Source organism: Bacillus sp. NS1, assembly GCF_058248265.1.
Window position 1 is genome coordinate 367,527 of the sequence record NZ_JBZAZF010000002.1, and the last position, 14,284, is coordinate 381,810.

General features: G+C 43.8%; 18 protein-coding genes. 15 read left to right on the forward strand and 3 right to left on the reverse strand.

The genetic code is table 11. The features are described 5' to 3' along the window. The 15 genes from AC4CV5_RS07410 to AC4CV5_RS07480 are packed head-to-tail and all read left to right on the forward strand — an operon-like array spanning position 1 to position 13,026. Positions 1–3,819 (forward strand): transglycosylase SLT domain-containing protein, encoded by a 3,819-nt coding sequence (locus AC4CV5_RS07410; RefSeq protein ID WP_490922709.1) that lies wholly within the window; start codon positions 1–3, stop codon positions 3,817–3,819. Next, a complete protein-coding gene (locus tag AC4CV5_RS07415; RefSeq protein WP_490922366.1) occupies positions 3,812–4,471 on the forward strand; it encodes a LysM peptidoglycan-binding domain-containing protein in 660 nt (219 codons plus the stop codon). Before AC4CV5_RS07410 ends, AC4CV5_RS07415 begins: the two co-directional genes overlap by 8 nt. A gap of 15 nt (positions 4,472–4,486) precedes the next feature. Continuing rightward, positions 4,487–5,464, forward strand: a complete 978-nt coding sequence (locus AC4CV5_RS07420; RefSeq protein WP_222142657.1) for an XkdQ/YqbQ family protein — start codon at positions 4,487–4,489, stop codon at positions 5,462–5,464. Then, positions 5,464–5,730, forward strand: a complete 267-nt coding sequence (locus AC4CV5_RS07425) for a DUF2577 family protein (protein WP_490922367.1) — start codon at positions 5,464–5,466, stop codon at positions 5,728–5,730. The genes AC4CV5_RS07420 and AC4CV5_RS07425 overlap by 1 nt, the downstream gene beginning before the upstream one ends. A gap of 56 nt (positions 5,731–5,786) precedes the next feature. Further along, the gene (locus AC4CV5_RS07430; RefSeq protein WP_326220722.1) at positions 5,787–6,212 is read left to right on the forward strand and encodes a DUF2634 domain-containing protein; all 426 of its coding nucleotides are present in this window, start codon (positions 5,787–5,789) and stop codon (positions 6,210–6,212) included. Continuing rightward, entirely contained in the window at positions 6,205–7,251 is a 1,047-nt protein-coding gene (locus tag AC4CV5_RS07435) for a baseplate J/gp47 family protein (protein WP_222142659.1), read from the forward strand. Before AC4CV5_RS07430 ends, AC4CV5_RS07435 begins: the two co-directional genes overlap by 8 nt. Continuing rightward, entirely contained in the window at positions 7,235–7,813 is a 579-nt protein-coding gene (locus AC4CV5_RS07440; protein ID WP_490922368.1) for a YmfQ family protein, read from the forward strand. The genes AC4CV5_RS07435 and AC4CV5_RS07440 overlap by 17 nt, the downstream gene beginning before the upstream one ends. Further along, a complete protein-coding gene (locus AC4CV5_RS07445; protein ID WP_248602638.1) occupies positions 7,810–8,082 on the forward strand; it encodes a hypothetical protein in 273 nt (90 codons plus the stop codon). Before AC4CV5_RS07440 ends, AC4CV5_RS07445 begins: the two co-directional genes overlap by 4 nt. Before the next feature lie 2 nt (positions 8,083–8,084). Then, positions 8,085–10,142, forward strand: coding sequence for an XkdV family phage structural protein (locus AC4CV5_RS07450; RefSeq protein WP_490922369.1), 2,058 nt, complete (start codon positions 8,085–8,087; stop codon positions 10,140–10,142). A gap of 13 nt (positions 10,143–10,155) precedes the next feature. Then, the gene (locus AC4CV5_RS07455) at positions 10,156–10,482 is read left to right on the forward strand and encodes an XkdW family protein (RefSeq protein WP_490922371.1); all 327 of its coding nucleotides are present in this window, start codon (positions 10,156–10,158) and stop codon (positions 10,480–10,482) included. Beyond that, positions 10,479–10,643 (forward strand): XkdX family protein, encoded by a 165-nt coding sequence (locus tag AC4CV5_RS07460; RefSeq protein ID WP_215798215.1) that lies wholly within the window; start codon positions 10,479–10,481, stop codon positions 10,641–10,643. The genes AC4CV5_RS07455 and AC4CV5_RS07460 overlap by 4 nt, the downstream gene beginning before the upstream one ends. 45 nt (positions 10,644–10,688) lie before the next feature. Beyond that, complete coding sequence (gene xepA / locus AC4CV5_RS07465) at positions 10,689–11,522, forward strand: phage-like element PBSX protein XepA (protein ID WP_490922373.1); 834 nt, start codon at positions 10,689–10,691, stop codon at positions 11,520–11,522. A gap of 52 nt (positions 11,523–11,574) precedes the next feature. Next, the gene (locus tag AC4CV5_RS07470) at positions 11,575–11,844 is read left to right on the forward strand and encodes a hemolysin XhlA family protein (RefSeq protein WP_014113495.1); all 270 of its coding nucleotides are present in this window, start codon (positions 11,575–11,577) and stop codon (positions 11,842–11,844) included. Positions 11,845–11,856: 12 nt separating this feature from the next. Then, positions 11,857–12,120 carry a phage holin gene (locus AC4CV5_RS07475; protein WP_166853520.1) on the forward strand — a complete coding sequence of 88 codons (264 nt, stop codon included), beginning with the start codon at positions 11,857–11,859 and terminating at the stop codon, positions 12,118–12,120. A gap of 12 nt (positions 12,121–12,132) precedes the next feature. After that, positions 12,133–13,026, forward strand: coding sequence for an N-acetylmuramoyl-L-alanine amidase (locus AC4CV5_RS07480; protein WP_166853519.1), 894 nt, complete (start codon positions 12,133–12,135; stop codon positions 13,024–13,026). A gap of 27 nt (positions 13,027–13,053) precedes the next feature. On the opposite strand, the gene spoIISC is transcribed toward AC4CV5_RS07480, so the two are convergent. The 3 genes from spoIISC to spoIISA form a co-directional block, all read right to left on the reverse strand. Beyond that, the gene (gene spoIISC / locus AC4CV5_RS07485; protein WP_248602642.1) at positions 13,054–13,191 is read right to left on the reverse strand and encodes a three component toxin-antitoxin-antitoxin system antitoxin SpoIISC; all 138 of its coding nucleotides are present in this window, start codon (positions 13,189–13,191) and stop codon (positions 13,054–13,056) included. Positions 13,192–13,276: 85 nt separating this feature from the next. After that, positions 13,277–13,447 (reverse strand): three component toxin-antitoxin-antitoxin system antitoxin SpoIISB, encoded by a 171-nt coding sequence (gene spoIISB / locus AC4CV5_RS07490; RefSeq protein ID WP_003239095.1) that lies wholly within the window; start codon positions 13,445–13,447, stop codon positions 13,277–13,279. After that, a complete protein-coding gene (gene spoIISA, locus AC4CV5_RS07495; protein ID WP_166853517.1) occupies positions 13,447–14,193 on the reverse strand; it encodes a toxin-antitoxin-antitoxin system toxin SpoIISA in 747 nt (248 codons plus the stop codon). The genes spoIISB and spoIISA overlap by 1 nt, the downstream gene beginning before the upstream one ends. Positions 14,194–14,284: the final 91 nt, after the last annotated feature.

Here is a 14,284-nt window from a genome sequence, read left to right on the forward strand (position 1 = left end):
ATCGCTAAATTGACAGCTCGTTTTGACCTGGAAGATAAAGTATCTAAAAAGTTAAAACGAATTCATAAAGGGTTTCAAATGGTCGAAAAAAAGGTGAAAACCATTAATCGACAGATCAAAATCAGTATTAAGGCAGAGGACCAAGCCTTTTACAGATTGAGAAAGATCAATGACTATATTGTTTTGAAATTCGCAAAATCACTTGAAGTTAAAGTAGTTCTTGATGATCAGGCTACTGCCGGACTTGATGTTATTGAGCATAAGCTGAAACGGCTCCCGAAAGAAAGAAACATTACGGTAAGTCTAAATGAACATGTAACAGATGCTTATAAAAAAATACGAAAAATGTTGAGCGGAAATCAGTTTTCAGTCGGTCTTTACGTTAATGATCAAATCATCCCAGCTACAAAACGAATATTGGGATATTTACAAAAGAACCTTAAAAAAGGGTATTCAGTTAAATTAAAAGTGATTGATGAAATAACTAAAACCGTGAATCGAATTACAGCCCTTTTAAGAGATTTTGAAAAAACGTATACAGTTAATATTATCGCTAAAGAAAAATTAGCTGCTGATAAGATCAGTGAGAAGAAAACTGATAAGATCAACGAGAAGAAACCGGAAGAAAAAAAGAATTGGTTTATGCAACTGTTAGAAGACTTCGGAACAGCTTTTAAAGATAAAGTGATAGATACAATTCTAGATCGGTTATTTGAAAAAATTCCTGGGTTGAAAAAAAATGATAATGAAACCAATACCCCAAATCATGCGCCTGGGAATTCACAGAGTAATGATAAAGTTGATAAACGCAACACCGGGCGTAGGTGCTGTTGCTGCTGCTGTGGGTGCGGAGGTAATAGCTCTGAAGGCAAAGCCAACAAAAGATATAAAAAAAGAAAAAGTCCGACAAGTGCAAGGACTTCAGGACGAACACTGAGAGTTCCAGGCGAGGTATTGCGAAGACGTCAGGGCGGTGCATCAGAAGAAAATGCCACAAGCGGAAGAAATTCTGGTTCTAAGTTCAGAAACTGGCTCGGAAGCATGAGGTCCATTGCCACCGACTCATCAAAATGGGGGAAGGTTTTAACACCTTTAAAAGGTTTAGGGAAATTTGCAAAACGTGTTCCGGTCCTAGGAGCAGCACTGCAAGCAACTGATCTACTCGGAATGAATAAAGACAATGCAGGCGAGAAAGTTGGAAAGTTTACCGGGGGACTTGCCGGAATGACTGCAGGGGCTGAAGCCGGAGCAACCGCAGGAGCTGCTATTGGATCATTCGTTCCCGGTATTGGTACTGTAGTTGGTGGTGGGATCGGCGGTGTAATTGGAGGAACTGCAGGTGCATTTGGCGGTGAAAAAGCTGGCGGCTCACTAGGTAAAATGTTTGATGTTTCTCAAATGAAAGAGGATATAACAAATACACTATTTAACGGAGACTGGTGGAGCGAGAAATGGACTGATGTAAAAACATCTGCAGGAAACACACTCGGAGGGCTCGATGAGACTTGGAATAACATAAAAACTACAGCTTCAACTACTTTCTTTGATTCAAATTGGTGGGCAGAGAAAGCTGGTTATGCATACGGCGCCTTAGAATCCACACTTTTTAACAGTGATTGGTGGGGCGGAAAATGGGAATCTGTAAAAGGCTGGACACAGGAGAAGTGGGATGAAGCCTCCTCCGTATGGGACTCTGTTAAAACAAAAGTGAAAGATACAGTCTTTAATAAAGACTGGTGGTCTGGTAAGTGGGAAGGCGTAAAGGGTTGGGCCCAAGAGAAGTGGGATGGAGCTGTTTCTGTCTGGGAATCAATTAAATCAAAAGTAAAAGACACTGTTTTTAACAAAGACTGGTGGTCCGGTAAATGGGAAGGTGTTAAAGGCTGGACAAAAGAAAAATGGGAAAACACAAAGTCGCTTTGGAAAAAATTTAAATCCACACTTGAAGACAGCCTATTCAATAAAGACTGGTGGTCTGAGAAATGGGGTTCAGTAAAAGAGTGGGGAAAAAATATATTAGGAGATTCTTGGGACGCAGTTAAATCTGCAGGCGGTAAAGCAGTAGAAACTGCAAAAAAAGTCGGCAGCGGAGTTACAACTTGGGTTAAAGAAAATACTGAATCTTTTCAAAAAGGGAAAGAAAAGGCACATAAAGACTTTGGATATAAAGCGGATACCAACGCTACAGGCGGTTACATCACCAAACCAACCATCTCTTGGATCGGTGAAGCCGGCAAGGAATTTGTTATCCCGGTTGATAACAACCGAGGCCGCGGTAAAATGCTTCTTTCCCAAGCAGCGTCTAAACTCGGCATGCGCGTGGTCGATGATATGGCATCGGCATCCACGCTATCAGGTGGTGTAGCTTCATCAGCTTTAAGCGCTACGGGCGGACAACCCGCTTCAGTCTCTCCGTCTATTAATGTTTCTAGCTTAAATGGACAAGCTACTGAACTCGGACAGCAATTTTCTGAAGGATTTGACAAGGGAATAAGCAACCAACCTGTCAAAATGGAGGACTGGAAAAAGAAAAACATCAATACGCCATTTACACAAATGATTTCTGCTTCACCTAATTATGGTAAACAAATGGTAAGCGGGTATGCTAAGGGCCAAAATGGTACAGCAACCGGAACAGATGGCTTCCTACAGACGAAAGTCAAAACACCATTCCAGAACACCGTGAATAAATCCACCTCATGGGGAATAGGTACAATCAAAGGGTTTGCTTCCGGACAAAATAGTTCCCAGACTGGTACTGATCAGTACGTAAATACTCATGTCAATAAGCCGTTTTTGCGGTCTAAAGAATCATCAAACGGCTGGGGAACCGGAATGATCGGGAATTTTGTTTCAGGCATGACTTCAAAGGCAAGTGAAGTCCATGAAGCCGCCAAGGAACTGGCAAAAAAAGTTGAGAAAGCTTTTCGTGAAGAGTTAGATATCCATTCACCATCTCGTGTCATGATGAGTTTGGGGCGTTTTGCCTCTGTTGGTGTTGTAAAAGGTCTGGATTCTGTCGACGTCAAAAAATATGCTGAAAAACAAGCTGGATCACTGGCAGCTGCTTATTCCGGAATGGGTGCAGTAGGCGGAAATGTGAAACAGTGGCTTATGGCTGCAATGATGGCCACAAAGACACCGTTGAGCTGGCTTTCAGGATTGATGACGATTGCTCAGTATGAATCAGGAGGAAACCCGAACTCTATTAACCTGTGGGATAGTAACGCGAAGGCGGGAAATCCATCGCAAGGTCTCATGCAGACAGTACCGACCACATTTAATGCACACAAAGCGCCGGGCATGGGTAACATCAGAAATCCGATTCACAACGCTGCTGCCGCGATCGGCTACATTAAAAGCAGATACGGCTCAATTGACAATGTGCCTGGTATTAAAAGCTTGAGGCGTGGCGGACCGTATGTTGGATATGCAAACGGCGGACTGATTACAAAAGAACACATTGCCCGTGTCGGTGAAGGAAACAAGCGGGAATGGATCATTCCGGAGGAGCGGGGCATACGCGGCCGCTACCTCCTTCAGAGAGCGGCACAGGCTCTTGGTATGGAAGTGACAGATCCGTCTCAATCCCAGCAGACTGAGCTTTCCTCAGCAAAAGTTTCAGCCGTTACCTCAGCTAGCCGGCCAACGGCAGCGGTTTCCGGATCAAAAGAGATTTATATTCAATTTAACGGTGACCAGCACTTCCATAATGGACAAGACGCCGAAACCCTGGCGGCAAAAATCAAGCAGGCGCTTATAGACGAACTGCAAAAGGATATCAATATAGGAACGAAGGGAGTCGTTGCATTTGACTAAATCCGTATATGAATTTTGGATTTCCCAAGGGAAGGACAAGCTGCGGCTCCCCGTTCTTCCCGACCAGCTGAATATTTCAAATACGGTTCAGAATGAGACGGTTAAAGTAGCCAAGTTCGGTGAGCTTACATTTATTGAAGAACAAGGAGCGAAAGAAATTTCGTTCTCTTCGTTTTTTCCGAAGAAATACAGTCCGATAGCTGAATATCAAAATTTCCCGTCGCCGGAAAATGCGATAACAAAAATTGAAAAATGGATGAAGGCAAAAAAACCGGTCCAGTTTTTGATTACGGGAACTAAAGTGAATCTGACTTGCAGCATTGAAGGGTTTTCCTATAGCGAAGGCCAGCAGGATATCGGCGATCGTTCGTTTGATATTCAATTAAAAGAATACAAAACCGCTTCCCCGCGAAAAATCAAGCAGAAGAAAAAAACAAAGGCAAAACGCCCGTCGAAGGCATCTCCTAAAACCTATACAGTGAAAAAGGGAGACACGCTGTGGGACATTGCCGGCAGGTTTTACGGGAACAGCACGCAATGGCGCAAAATTTGGAACGCCAATAAAACAGCAATGATCAAAAGAAGCAAACGAAATATCAGACAGCCGGGGCATTGGATTTTTCCCGGCCAAAAATTAAAGATACCGCAATGAAACAGGTGATGTATGATGATTGAACTGTTCGTCATTAAAGACACAGAGTGGCTTGAACTGGTCGCAGAAAGCGTATCGCTGGAAGGACATCGTTATCAGGCGCCGCGCTCTATTGAAGCGACCATCGTCATCAAACAGGGCGACCAGACGTATTACAGCGTCACTGAGGGAGATACTGTCTTGTTTAAGTGGAAGGGAAAAGAGCTTTTTCGGGGCATTGTTTTTGCAAGAACCCCGGACGAGCATACACTTGCTTTCAGCGCATACGATATGCTTCAGTACCTTGTCAAAAATCAGGATGTGTACGTGTTTTCCAATCAGCGTGCTGATCAGATGATCAAAAGGATCGCCAATGATTTTCAAATACCGACAACCTCGATTGCGAATACAGGCCATACGATCAAAAGCCTTGTCATTAAAAATGATACGACCCTGTATGACATCATATTAAAAGCGTTGAAACAAACGAAAAGCCAGACAGGAAAACATTATCAGCTGTATTCGGAAAAAGGAAAGCTCGGTCTGCGCGCTTGGCCAGATCCGTCAGAGGTATGGGTGCTGGAAACGGGCGTCAATATCACGGGCTACCAATACAGCACTTCTATAAACGACACTGCTACTCGGGTGGTACTTCGCCGGCAGAAAGACAATAAGACATATAAAGCGTCTGCGAAGGACAGTTCAGGCTTAAATAAATACGGCGTGCTTCAATATACGGAAACGGTCACAGATGACATCAACCAGGCACAGCTTCAGCAGCGGGCAGATGTACGTCTTGCTGAAAAAAAGGGCGTGAAAAAAGAACTGAAAAATATTCAGGCAGTGGGCATCCCAGAAGTGCAGAGCGGCTTGCCTGTCTATATTTCGATTCCGGAGGCCGGCATCAAGAAAACCTATTGGGTAGATACGGACCGGCACGAATTTAAAGGAACGAAACATACGATGACGATTGATGTTGTCGAAAAGAATACGATGCCGGAAGGAGTTTCCTGATGAGATTGAGTGAGGCTATTAAACATTTGGCCGTCGGCGCAGTTGACGCTGAGTCTCCGGTGGAGCTGCTGCCGGCTGAGGTGGTTTCCGTTTCTCCTGTTGAAGTCAAATTAAAAGAAAACAGCAAACTGATCATACCGGCTGACGCCATCATCATCCCAAAACGGCTGCGGTCCGGAGGAGACGATCCACTCGAGCCGGGGGATCGCATCATGACCGCGGCTCTGACTGGCGGACAATCGTTTTTTATTTTAGATAAAGTATAGCCAAACCGCTTCGCATGAAGGGGTTTTTATTTAGCATGTAAAAAGGAGTGGGCATCATGGCCCTGACACCAGAAGTGGAGTTTGAGGATATCGAAGATGACAGCGAAGTCATTGAAACCTCTACAACATACAAAATTGATTTTGAAAACGGAAGAATTACAAATGAACTGATTAGCGGGCTTGAAGCGATCAGGCAGTTCGTGTATATCGCCTTACAAACAGAGCGCTATGCGTATTCCGTATACAGCCATAATGTCGGGAATGAGCTTCAAGACGTGCTGACAGATCATGAGACGACTGATGCCTACAAAAAAATGGAGATTCCAAGGCTGATAGAAGAGGCGCTGGTTTATGACGACCGGATATCTGCTGTAACAAACTTTGAGATAGAAAAACAAGGCGATGCGTTTCATGTTTCTTTTGTGGTTGAGACAGATGAAGGGACGCTTGAGATTGAGGAGGTGATTGGCGAAGATGTTTGAAGATCAGACCTTTGAAGAGATTATGGAGCGTATGCTGAACAGCATCTCCGCAGATATTGACACAAGAGAGGGCAGCGTCATTTATAATGCGTTAGCCCCGGCGGCAGCTGAGCTTGCGAAGTCATATATATGGCTTGATACTGTGCTTGAGCTAGTCTTCTCTGATACCGCGCAAGGCGAATTTTTAGACCGGCGTGCAGCGGAAGCGGGGATTGAACGGACAGCCGCGACAAAGGCGGTCAGAGCGGGAGAATTTACGTCTGGAGTTACCATTCCTGTCGGCTCCCGTTTCTACGTGGATAATCTTTATTTTCAATATACGGCAGACGGGACGCTCATCTGTGAAACACCTGGTGAAGCGGGAAATGCCAATCTGACCGGACGCAATTTACTATCATTGGATACCATTCCCGGTTTAGAAACGGCCATTGTCAAAGAAATCCTCATTCCGGGACGAGAGGAAGAAGGAGACGACAGCTTAAGAGAACGGTATTTTACAAGGGTTCGGCGTGAGGCTGTCAGCGCTAACAAAATGCACTATAAAGAGTGGGCTGAAGAAGTGGATGGTGTTGGAAAAGCAAAGGTCTTCCCGCTTTGGAACGGGGACGGCACGGTCAAAATTGTCGTCACAAATGCGAATCTTGAGCCCGCTTCCGATATCTTAATTCAAAAAGTGAAAAATTATATCGATCCTGAACCAGGACAAGGGGAGGGACAGGCGCCAATCGGAGCCGTTGTCACAGTGGAAAGCGCGGTATGGAAGGACGTTGAGATTTCTGCCGAAGTGCTGCCTGAGATTAATCACTCTATTGATGAAGTGAAGTCAGAAATTGAGAAGGGCGTTTTAAATCTCTTTAAGAAAATGGCATTCGAAGACAACGTCATCCGCCTTTCTCAAATTAACAATATCGTCTATAATTCACCGTCAGTCAGTGATTATGCCAATATTAAAATCAACGGCACCTCCGAAAATCTGGTGCTGAGCGACGTGGAAATTCCTAAGCTTGGGCAGGTGAAGATCATTGAGCAAACAAGATGACATGACAGCGTATCTCCCTCCGTTTCTCACCAGCCTTAAAGAAATGGCTGAGCTGCTAAAAGCGGAAGCGCCTGAGTTTGATAAACAGAATAACAGCATATTTGATCTGACGGATCAGCTATTCGTGCCGACAGCAACATGGGGGCTCAGCCGCTGGGAAAAGATTTTAAACGTGCCGCGGGAGTCAGGCGACACCGTTGAGATCAGACGATTACGGCTCATTTCAAAAATGTCGAACATCCCGCCAATCACCTACAGGGCCATTGAGCAGGCGGTAAACCGTTTCTTAAAAAAACCGTCTGCACAGGTCCGCCTGCTGCCCGGCGAATACCGATTTAACGTGGATATTAATGTTGATGACCTTCAGCATATGAATGAGCTGATCGAAGCTATCGAAAACATGAAGCCCGCTCATTTGGCGTATACGCTCAGAGCCGGATTGAACGAGACGCTTCAAATTAAAGATAGAGTGATCCTGAATCACCGCAGATACCGAACAGCCAGTGAGCTGAAGGTCGGTTATTCTGTCACCCTTAACAACAATGAGGTGGTTTTAACTTGATCTCAAAAATATACAGAGAACGCACAGCTGCCGATCTGAAAAGCAGGATTCATCACGTGCTGCTCAACGGCCAAGAAACAGAAATAGTGGAACTCGCCATTGACGGAGCGACAGTCACCGTTCTGACAAAACGTGAGGAAGACATCAAGCATATCGAAACGGTACAAATTTTTGACGAGCTGGGCAACATCATTACAGAAAGAAAAACAGACCTGGACGTCAGTGAAAACAGAACACTCGATTTCAGATTTACTTTTGAGGTGGTGTAAACATGGCATACGAAGAAAAAACAAACTGGCTCCCGGACGACCCGATCAACGAAGACGACGTCAACCGCTGGGAAAAAGGAATAAAAGACGCCCACACAGACCTAGCTACCCACAAAAACGACATGAACAACCCCCACAACACGACAAAGGCGCAAGTCGGGCTGGGGAATGTTGATAATGTGCAGCAGGCGGCTAAGAAGGATTTTGACAAGCATGAGCAAGATCAGGTGCGGCATGTTACATCGACAGAGCGTGAAAACTGGAACGCAAAAGAAACTCCAGGTGAAGCTCAAAATAAGGCAGATCAAGCCGAAGCCAACGCAAAAGCCTATACAGATAGTTTTGCTGCACGAAGAGATAATCCTAACCAAGTAACAAAAGCACAAGTTGGACTTGGGAATGTCGAAAATGTGAAACAAGCCTCACAAGCAGATTTTGATGCTCATTTAAGCAATACTAAAGTTCATGTATCTGAAGGTGAGAGAAACAAATGGAATGCCGCACAACTAATTAAACTTACTGGAGATGACGGTAAAAGAATACAACTCCAAGACGGTACCGATATTCTCACACTATCCTCTGGATTTTATTATGCAGTTGGTAAATCAGTTGTAAACAATCCGGTGGAAGGAGATTCAGCTTGGTATAACTACGATATTATAGAAGGCGGTTCAGGAAGGAAAACAATAGTAGCTTACCAAAGTTGGGGCATTACAATGTGGATTGGAATGGTTTACACAGACGGTGAGTTTAGAGGATGGAAACAAATTGCGACAACAGATACTGTAGATAAAGTTCAATCTGTTTTGGAACTTCATAAAAATGATAAAACTAATCCTCATGCTGTTACTAAACAACAAGTAGGCCTCGGAAATGTTGAGAATGTTAAGCAGGAAACTCCGGATGGTGCGCAGAAAAAAGCTGATACGGCTTTGAATCAATCAAAAGATTATACTAATAGCACTGCCTTTATTACTAGGCCACTAAATTCAATAACCGATGCAAACGATTTAAGTCTTCCGCCAGGTACTTATCGTTTAGACACTAATTATATGAATGCAAATCCAGTTTTGCAAAATCAATTTCCGCTAAATGATAACAGAACAGGTTTATTAATTATCTACCCTTCTGCAAATAAATGGGCTACACGTCAAGATTGGTTTAGCATCTCTACGAAAACACTTTATACAAGGGTAGCTGTTAATGGTACTGATTATACTGATTGGTATATATTAGAAACGTCAGAAGGTTCACAAAGTAAAGCAAATAAAGCTTTAGCTGATGCTAAAAACTATGTTGACTCTAATTATACGAATAATAAATTAACAGTTCTTACAGGATCCAATGCAATTCAAGACGCTAGAACAAGTGGCAATGAGTATCCTGCTGGGCTGACTTTTATGGATATAGGAGCAAATAATACAACAGGATACCCGCTTACCTATGGCATTGTAAAAAATGAAAAACACAGTAACTATAGATTTTCTCAATACTTTTATGGAACTGGAAATGAATCTAGCTCCTACTTTACTAACACAGGTTCTTGGATTCGTCATTGGTGGGCAGATTCCGGCTGGACAGCTTGGCACAAAATTTCTGGATTCGCTCATGCGAATATTCGAACTACCGGCATACAGTATTTGGATAAAGCAGCCCATACAAAAATTCAATTTAACCGCAAAAGAAAAGATAGTCACAATGCTTTTGATACAAAAAATAGTAGATTCGTTGCCCCTAATGATGGAATGTTTTTAGTAGGAGTTGGGCTGTATATGATAAATACACCGGCTTACATCAATTTTCATCTGAAACTCTATCTAAATGGATCATTGTATAAACCGATTGACCATAAGAGAGGGGACTTTGTTGATAAGCAAAATGAAATGTACCTTGGATTAAATGGTAATGTAACCGTTCCTATGAACAAAGGTGACTATATAGAGATCTATTGTTATTGCAATTATAGCGGTGATGATAGAAGAGGTGTATCCGATTATAACGAGGCATACAATTTTATAGACATTCAAGAACTAGGAGGACTTAACTATCCTTCAGTATAAGGGAGGAAAAACGATGATCGCAGAAGCAATAATGTATAAATACCCCAATTCAGACCCAACTAAAGATTTTATTGTTCAAAATGACGGGGAAGGGTCTTATATAGCTGAATGGAACCTGCGCGCTCCAATCCCAACTCAAAAAGAACTCGAATCATGGTGGGAGGAGCTGCAAAAAAACCCACCGTATGAGCCGCCTGATCAGGTGGAGCTACTCGCTCAGGAATTGTCGCAGGAAAAGCTGGCACGCAAGCAGCTTGAAGAGCTGAACAAAACGTTGGGGAGCGAGCTGTCAGATATAAAGCTTTCATTACTTTCTTTGAAAGGAGATCATGCTGAATGAATTATTGGGTGCTTGCCCTCTATTATGAGTGGGCGACAGAGGATATGGTGAAACAGGCCCTCGCATATAAAGACTGTTCAATTGAGGATCTGGCAGAGGGTGTGAACAAAAAGCTGATTACATCTGACCAGTATAAAGAAATTACCGGTAAAGCCATGTAAGGCTTTTTTATTTTGCCTGTTTTTAGATGAAAAGGAGGATGGAATATGGTGAAGTATCAATATGAATTTCCTCTCGATAAGACTGGAAAAGCAGGAGCTGTAAAGCCCTATAGAGGAGGAAAAAATGATTTTGTGACACCTGTTTCGAATTTGTCGGGTGTAGCGGAGATTTTAACAAACGCTGCCTTAAAAGCGACTGAAGCATACAGTCAGCTCGGACAAGACAGGCTGGGCGCGGTTCTGGTTTCGAAAGTGAAGGGATGGGCGTATGCAGATCGTGAAGGTACGCTCTTTATAGAAGAAAGCGACAATAACAATGCTTGGACAACGACAGCAGCAGTTAATGTCGCAGCGGGGGTCCTGACGGCGACAGACTGGGTGTACCTTTCTAAACGCTATTATCGTTTCCGTTATGTGAACGGAAATCTTCAGCAATCAGAGTTTGTATTATACCAATCAGTCGGTGCAGGAGAAATGGACGTGCGTGTAAATGAAAAAGCCCAGATTGACTTTTCGGAGCTTCAGACAGGCGATGGACGGCTGAAAGTAAAAGCCAGCCAAACGTTTGACTTTGTCTTTCATGAAAATGCAGAGTCCGCCGGCGAGGGTGCTGCTTTACCTGTTGACGGTGCGGTGCATTTACTCGTTGAAGTAGACGGCACAGCGGAAATGAGCGAAGTCAAATTTTGGGGCAAATCGCTGTCAGGACAGAAACTTCCGATTAGAGGCGTGAAATCTGATGATGCGTCCGCTGCCTCCGGTACATTAGGGAAAGCTGAGTCGTGGGCCTTTGATATTAAAGGGTTTAAGGAGATCATCATGGAGATCGCCAGTATCACCGGCGGGACTCTTTCGATAAAAGGAACCGCGGTTTCATAACCATTTCGTCCCTCGGAAGGGAGGTGATCCGCATGTAAAGGAGGAGTGAGTGATGCAGCAAGAGATAGATGTGAATGTGGTTCAGCAGGATTTAGCAGACATGAAAGGTGAACACAAAGCGCTGGAGCAGAGGGTTTCCGTATTAGAACGCGTGTCTGACCGGCAAGATCAGCAAATCATGACGCTGAACGAAAAATTAAACAAAATTGATGAAAATACAACGTGGATTAAACGCACCATCACAGGTGCCATCATTACTGCAGTATGCACAGGGATCATTGGCGGGGCCATCGCCATTATGTACAACCTTCTGCAGCATTAAAGGGGGATTTTTATGAAAACGTACGACAAAGGCACAGTCATCAGGACGGTGCTTCTTTTGGTTGCATTAATCAACCAGACCATGCTGATGCTTGGCAAATCACCATTGGACATTCAGGAGGAACAGCTCAATCAGCTTGCTGACGCTCTTTATTCTGCCGGATCTGTCATTTTCACAATTGGAACGACATTTGCGGCTTGGTTTAAAAACAACTATGTAACAGAAAAAGGGAAAAAACAGCGTGACTTGTTAAAGGAAAATAATCTGACCAAATAAGGAGAGATGTAAATGGTAAACATTATTCAAGATTTTATTCCAGTCGGTGCAAATAATCGTCCAGGCTACGCAATGACGCCGCTTTACATTACGGTGCACAATACAGCGAATACCGCAGTAGGAGCGGATGCCGAGGCTCATGCCCGTTATTTGAAAAATCCAGATACGGCGACAAGCTGGCATTTTACAGTTGATGATACAGAAATTTATCAGCATCTGCCTTTAAATGAAAACGGCTGGCATGCGGGAGACGGGAACGGCAGCGGCAACCGGGCTTCTATCGGAATTGAAATTTGTGAAAATGCAGATGGAGATTTTGCGCAAGCAACAGTAAATGCCCAGTGGCTCATCAAAACATTAATGGCTGAACACAATATCAGCCTCGCCAATGTCGTCCCTCATAAGTATTGGTCTGGGAAGGAATGTCCGCGCAGACTGTTGGATACGTGGGACATATTTAAAGCAGGAATTGGGGGAGGCGGCAGCCAAACTTACGTTGTGAAACAAGGTGACACGCTTACATCCATAGCAAGAGCGTTTGGTGTTACTGTTGCTCAACTGCAAGAGTGGAACAATATCGAAGATCCGGATGTCATTCAGGTCGGTCAAGTATTAATTGTAAGTGCGCCATCTTACGCTGAAGAACCAGAACTCTATCCGCTTCCCGACGGCATTATCAAACTGACAACTCCTTACACCTCAGGAGAACACGTCTTTCAGGTGCAAAGAGCATTGGCCGCTCTGTATTTTTATCCTGATAAAGGCGCTGTCAACAATGGAATAGACGGCATTTACGGACCGAAAACAGCTGATGCAGTTGCGCGTTTTCAGTCCGTTAACGGTCTACCCGCAGACGGTATTTACGGGCCTGCGACTAAAGCGAAAATCGCAGCGCAATTAAGCTGACGAAAAATCCCGGAGAAACTCCGGGATTTATTTTTTCTTCTTCAATTTTTTTAAAATCCCTGCACTCCGCTCCCTCACCCGGAGCGAATATACGGAAAGACCAAACCTTCCGTAATCAACAAACTTCACACGCCTCACCAATTTTTTCACTATATCACCTGACAATATCCTCTGTTTGTTTTATTATATGTACCCCTTATTAGAAAAGGAATAAGGACAAGAGCTGTTTTCTCTTGTCCTTTTAGTGTGATCATGCTTTTTTTCGTTTATACTCGTCAATCAGCCGTTCGTTTTCTTTGAAGATTCTTGCTGTATGCGGACTGACTTGATAGCTTGCGACACTGGTAGTTGAACGTTTTTTCAGGATTTTAAACGGCTTCGCCGCTCGGGGCTCGCATCCGTTTTGAAATGCGCGTTCCATTATCCTTCACCTTCCTCCTCAATTGGCAGCACCAAATCATATATGCTCGTTAATGATGTGAATAGCAAATAATCAAATTCCGTGACTATGCTGTCAGACGTCAGCTTGATGACGTAACTCTGTGTCTCGATGGTAAAAGGGATGAGAACCACTTTTCCGTATTGGTCGTAATAAACATCCTTTCGATCAAGCCGAGTTTGCACGTCTGCCGGATCGTCCATATGCTCGGTTAACCGGTCTTTATCAGCCTGTGTCGAATAGTGACAGAGGGAGGCGGTTAAGCTCATTTTATCGGCATAGGTTTTCAGCAGTTTATCAATACCTTCAGCATATGCTTCTATACTTCCATAATAAACGTGGATCGGTTCGTTTTTCAATAGGTATTGGTATGTTTTCAGCCGATTGAGATACATGTGGAGCATTTCGTTATTTTCTTCGAGGATTTCTCTTGTGTCTGTTTCCAGTTCGCTGCCGGCCAGTTTTTTGACGTACGCGCTTAAAAAGATGAAAGCGTCAATTAAAGCAAAACTGACGGCGACAATGAGATACCGTTCCCAGTGAGTAAACAGGGAAGAGGAATCATATGTCCAGTATACCATAGCGCCCAGAACAAACAGCAAATACCATGTTTTCCGGATGGCGGACATTTTTTCTTTGACCTTCGCTTCGAAACGCCACGTGGCATACACGTATAAGCCCAATCCGGCCATGATGCACCAGACCATGATCTGAAAGAATAAAAGCATACATCAATCCCTCACATCTGAAATAGGTTCTGCTTATTGTATTCGCGAGGTACGGCTGGTTTTCCTGTTCCATAAAAAAAACCGCTCCTTT

What these genes read in the sequence shown, in the direction of transcription:
- AC4CV5_RS07460 (WP_215798215.1), top strand. Translation starts at nt 10,479, where the DNA reads ATGAATTATTGGGTGCTTGCCCTCTATTATGAGTGGGCGACAGAGGAT.
- AC4CV5_RS07430 (WP_326220722.1), top strand. Translation starts at nt 5,787, where the DNA reads ATGGCCCTGACACCAGAAGTGGAGTTTGAGGATATCGAAGATGACAGC.
- AC4CV5_RS07475 (WP_166853520.1), top strand. Translation starts at nt 11,857, where the DNA reads ATGAAAACGTACGACAAAGGCACAGTCATCAGGACGGTGCTTCTTTTG.
- spoIISA (WP_166853517.1), bottom strand. Translation starts at nt 14,193, where the DNA reads ATGCTTTTATTCTTTCAGATCATGGTCTGGTGCATCATGGCCGGATTG.
- AC4CV5_RS07455 (WP_490922371.1), top strand. Translation starts at nt 10,156, where the DNA reads ATGATCGCAGAAGCAATAATGTATAAATACCCCAATTCAGACCCAACT.
- spoIISB (WP_003239095.1), bottom strand. Translation starts at nt 13,447, where the DNA reads ATGGAACGCGCATTTCAAAACGGATGCGAGCCCCGAGCGGCGAAGCCG.
- AC4CV5_RS07450 (WP_490922369.1), top strand. Translation starts at nt 8,085, where the DNA reads ATGGCATACGAAGAAAAAACAAACTGGCTCCCGGACGACCCGATCAAC.
- AC4CV5_RS07435 (WP_222142659.1), top strand. Translation starts at nt 6,205, where the DNA reads ATGTTTGAAGATCAGACCTTTGAAGAGATTATGGAGCGTATGCTGAAC.
- AC4CV5_RS07425 (WP_490922367.1), top strand. Translation starts at nt 5,464, where the DNA reads ATGAGATTGAGTGAGGCTATTAAACATTTGGCCGTCGGCGCAGTTGAC.
- AC4CV5_RS07420 (WP_222142657.1), top strand. Translation starts at nt 4,487, where the DNA reads ATGATTGAACTGTTCGTCATTAAAGACACAGAGTGGCTTGAACTGGTC.
- AC4CV5_RS07480 (WP_166853519.1), top strand. Translation starts at nt 12,133, where the DNA reads ATGGTAAACATTATTCAAGATTTTATTCCAGTCGGTGCAAATAATCGT.
- AC4CV5_RS07470 (WP_014113495.1), top strand. Translation starts at nt 11,575, where the DNA reads ATGCAGCAAGAGATAGATGTGAATGTGGTTCAGCAGGATTTAGCAGAC.
- xepA (WP_490922373.1), top strand. Translation starts at nt 10,689, where the DNA reads ATGGTGAAGTATCAATATGAATTTCCTCTCGATAAGACTGGAAAAGCA.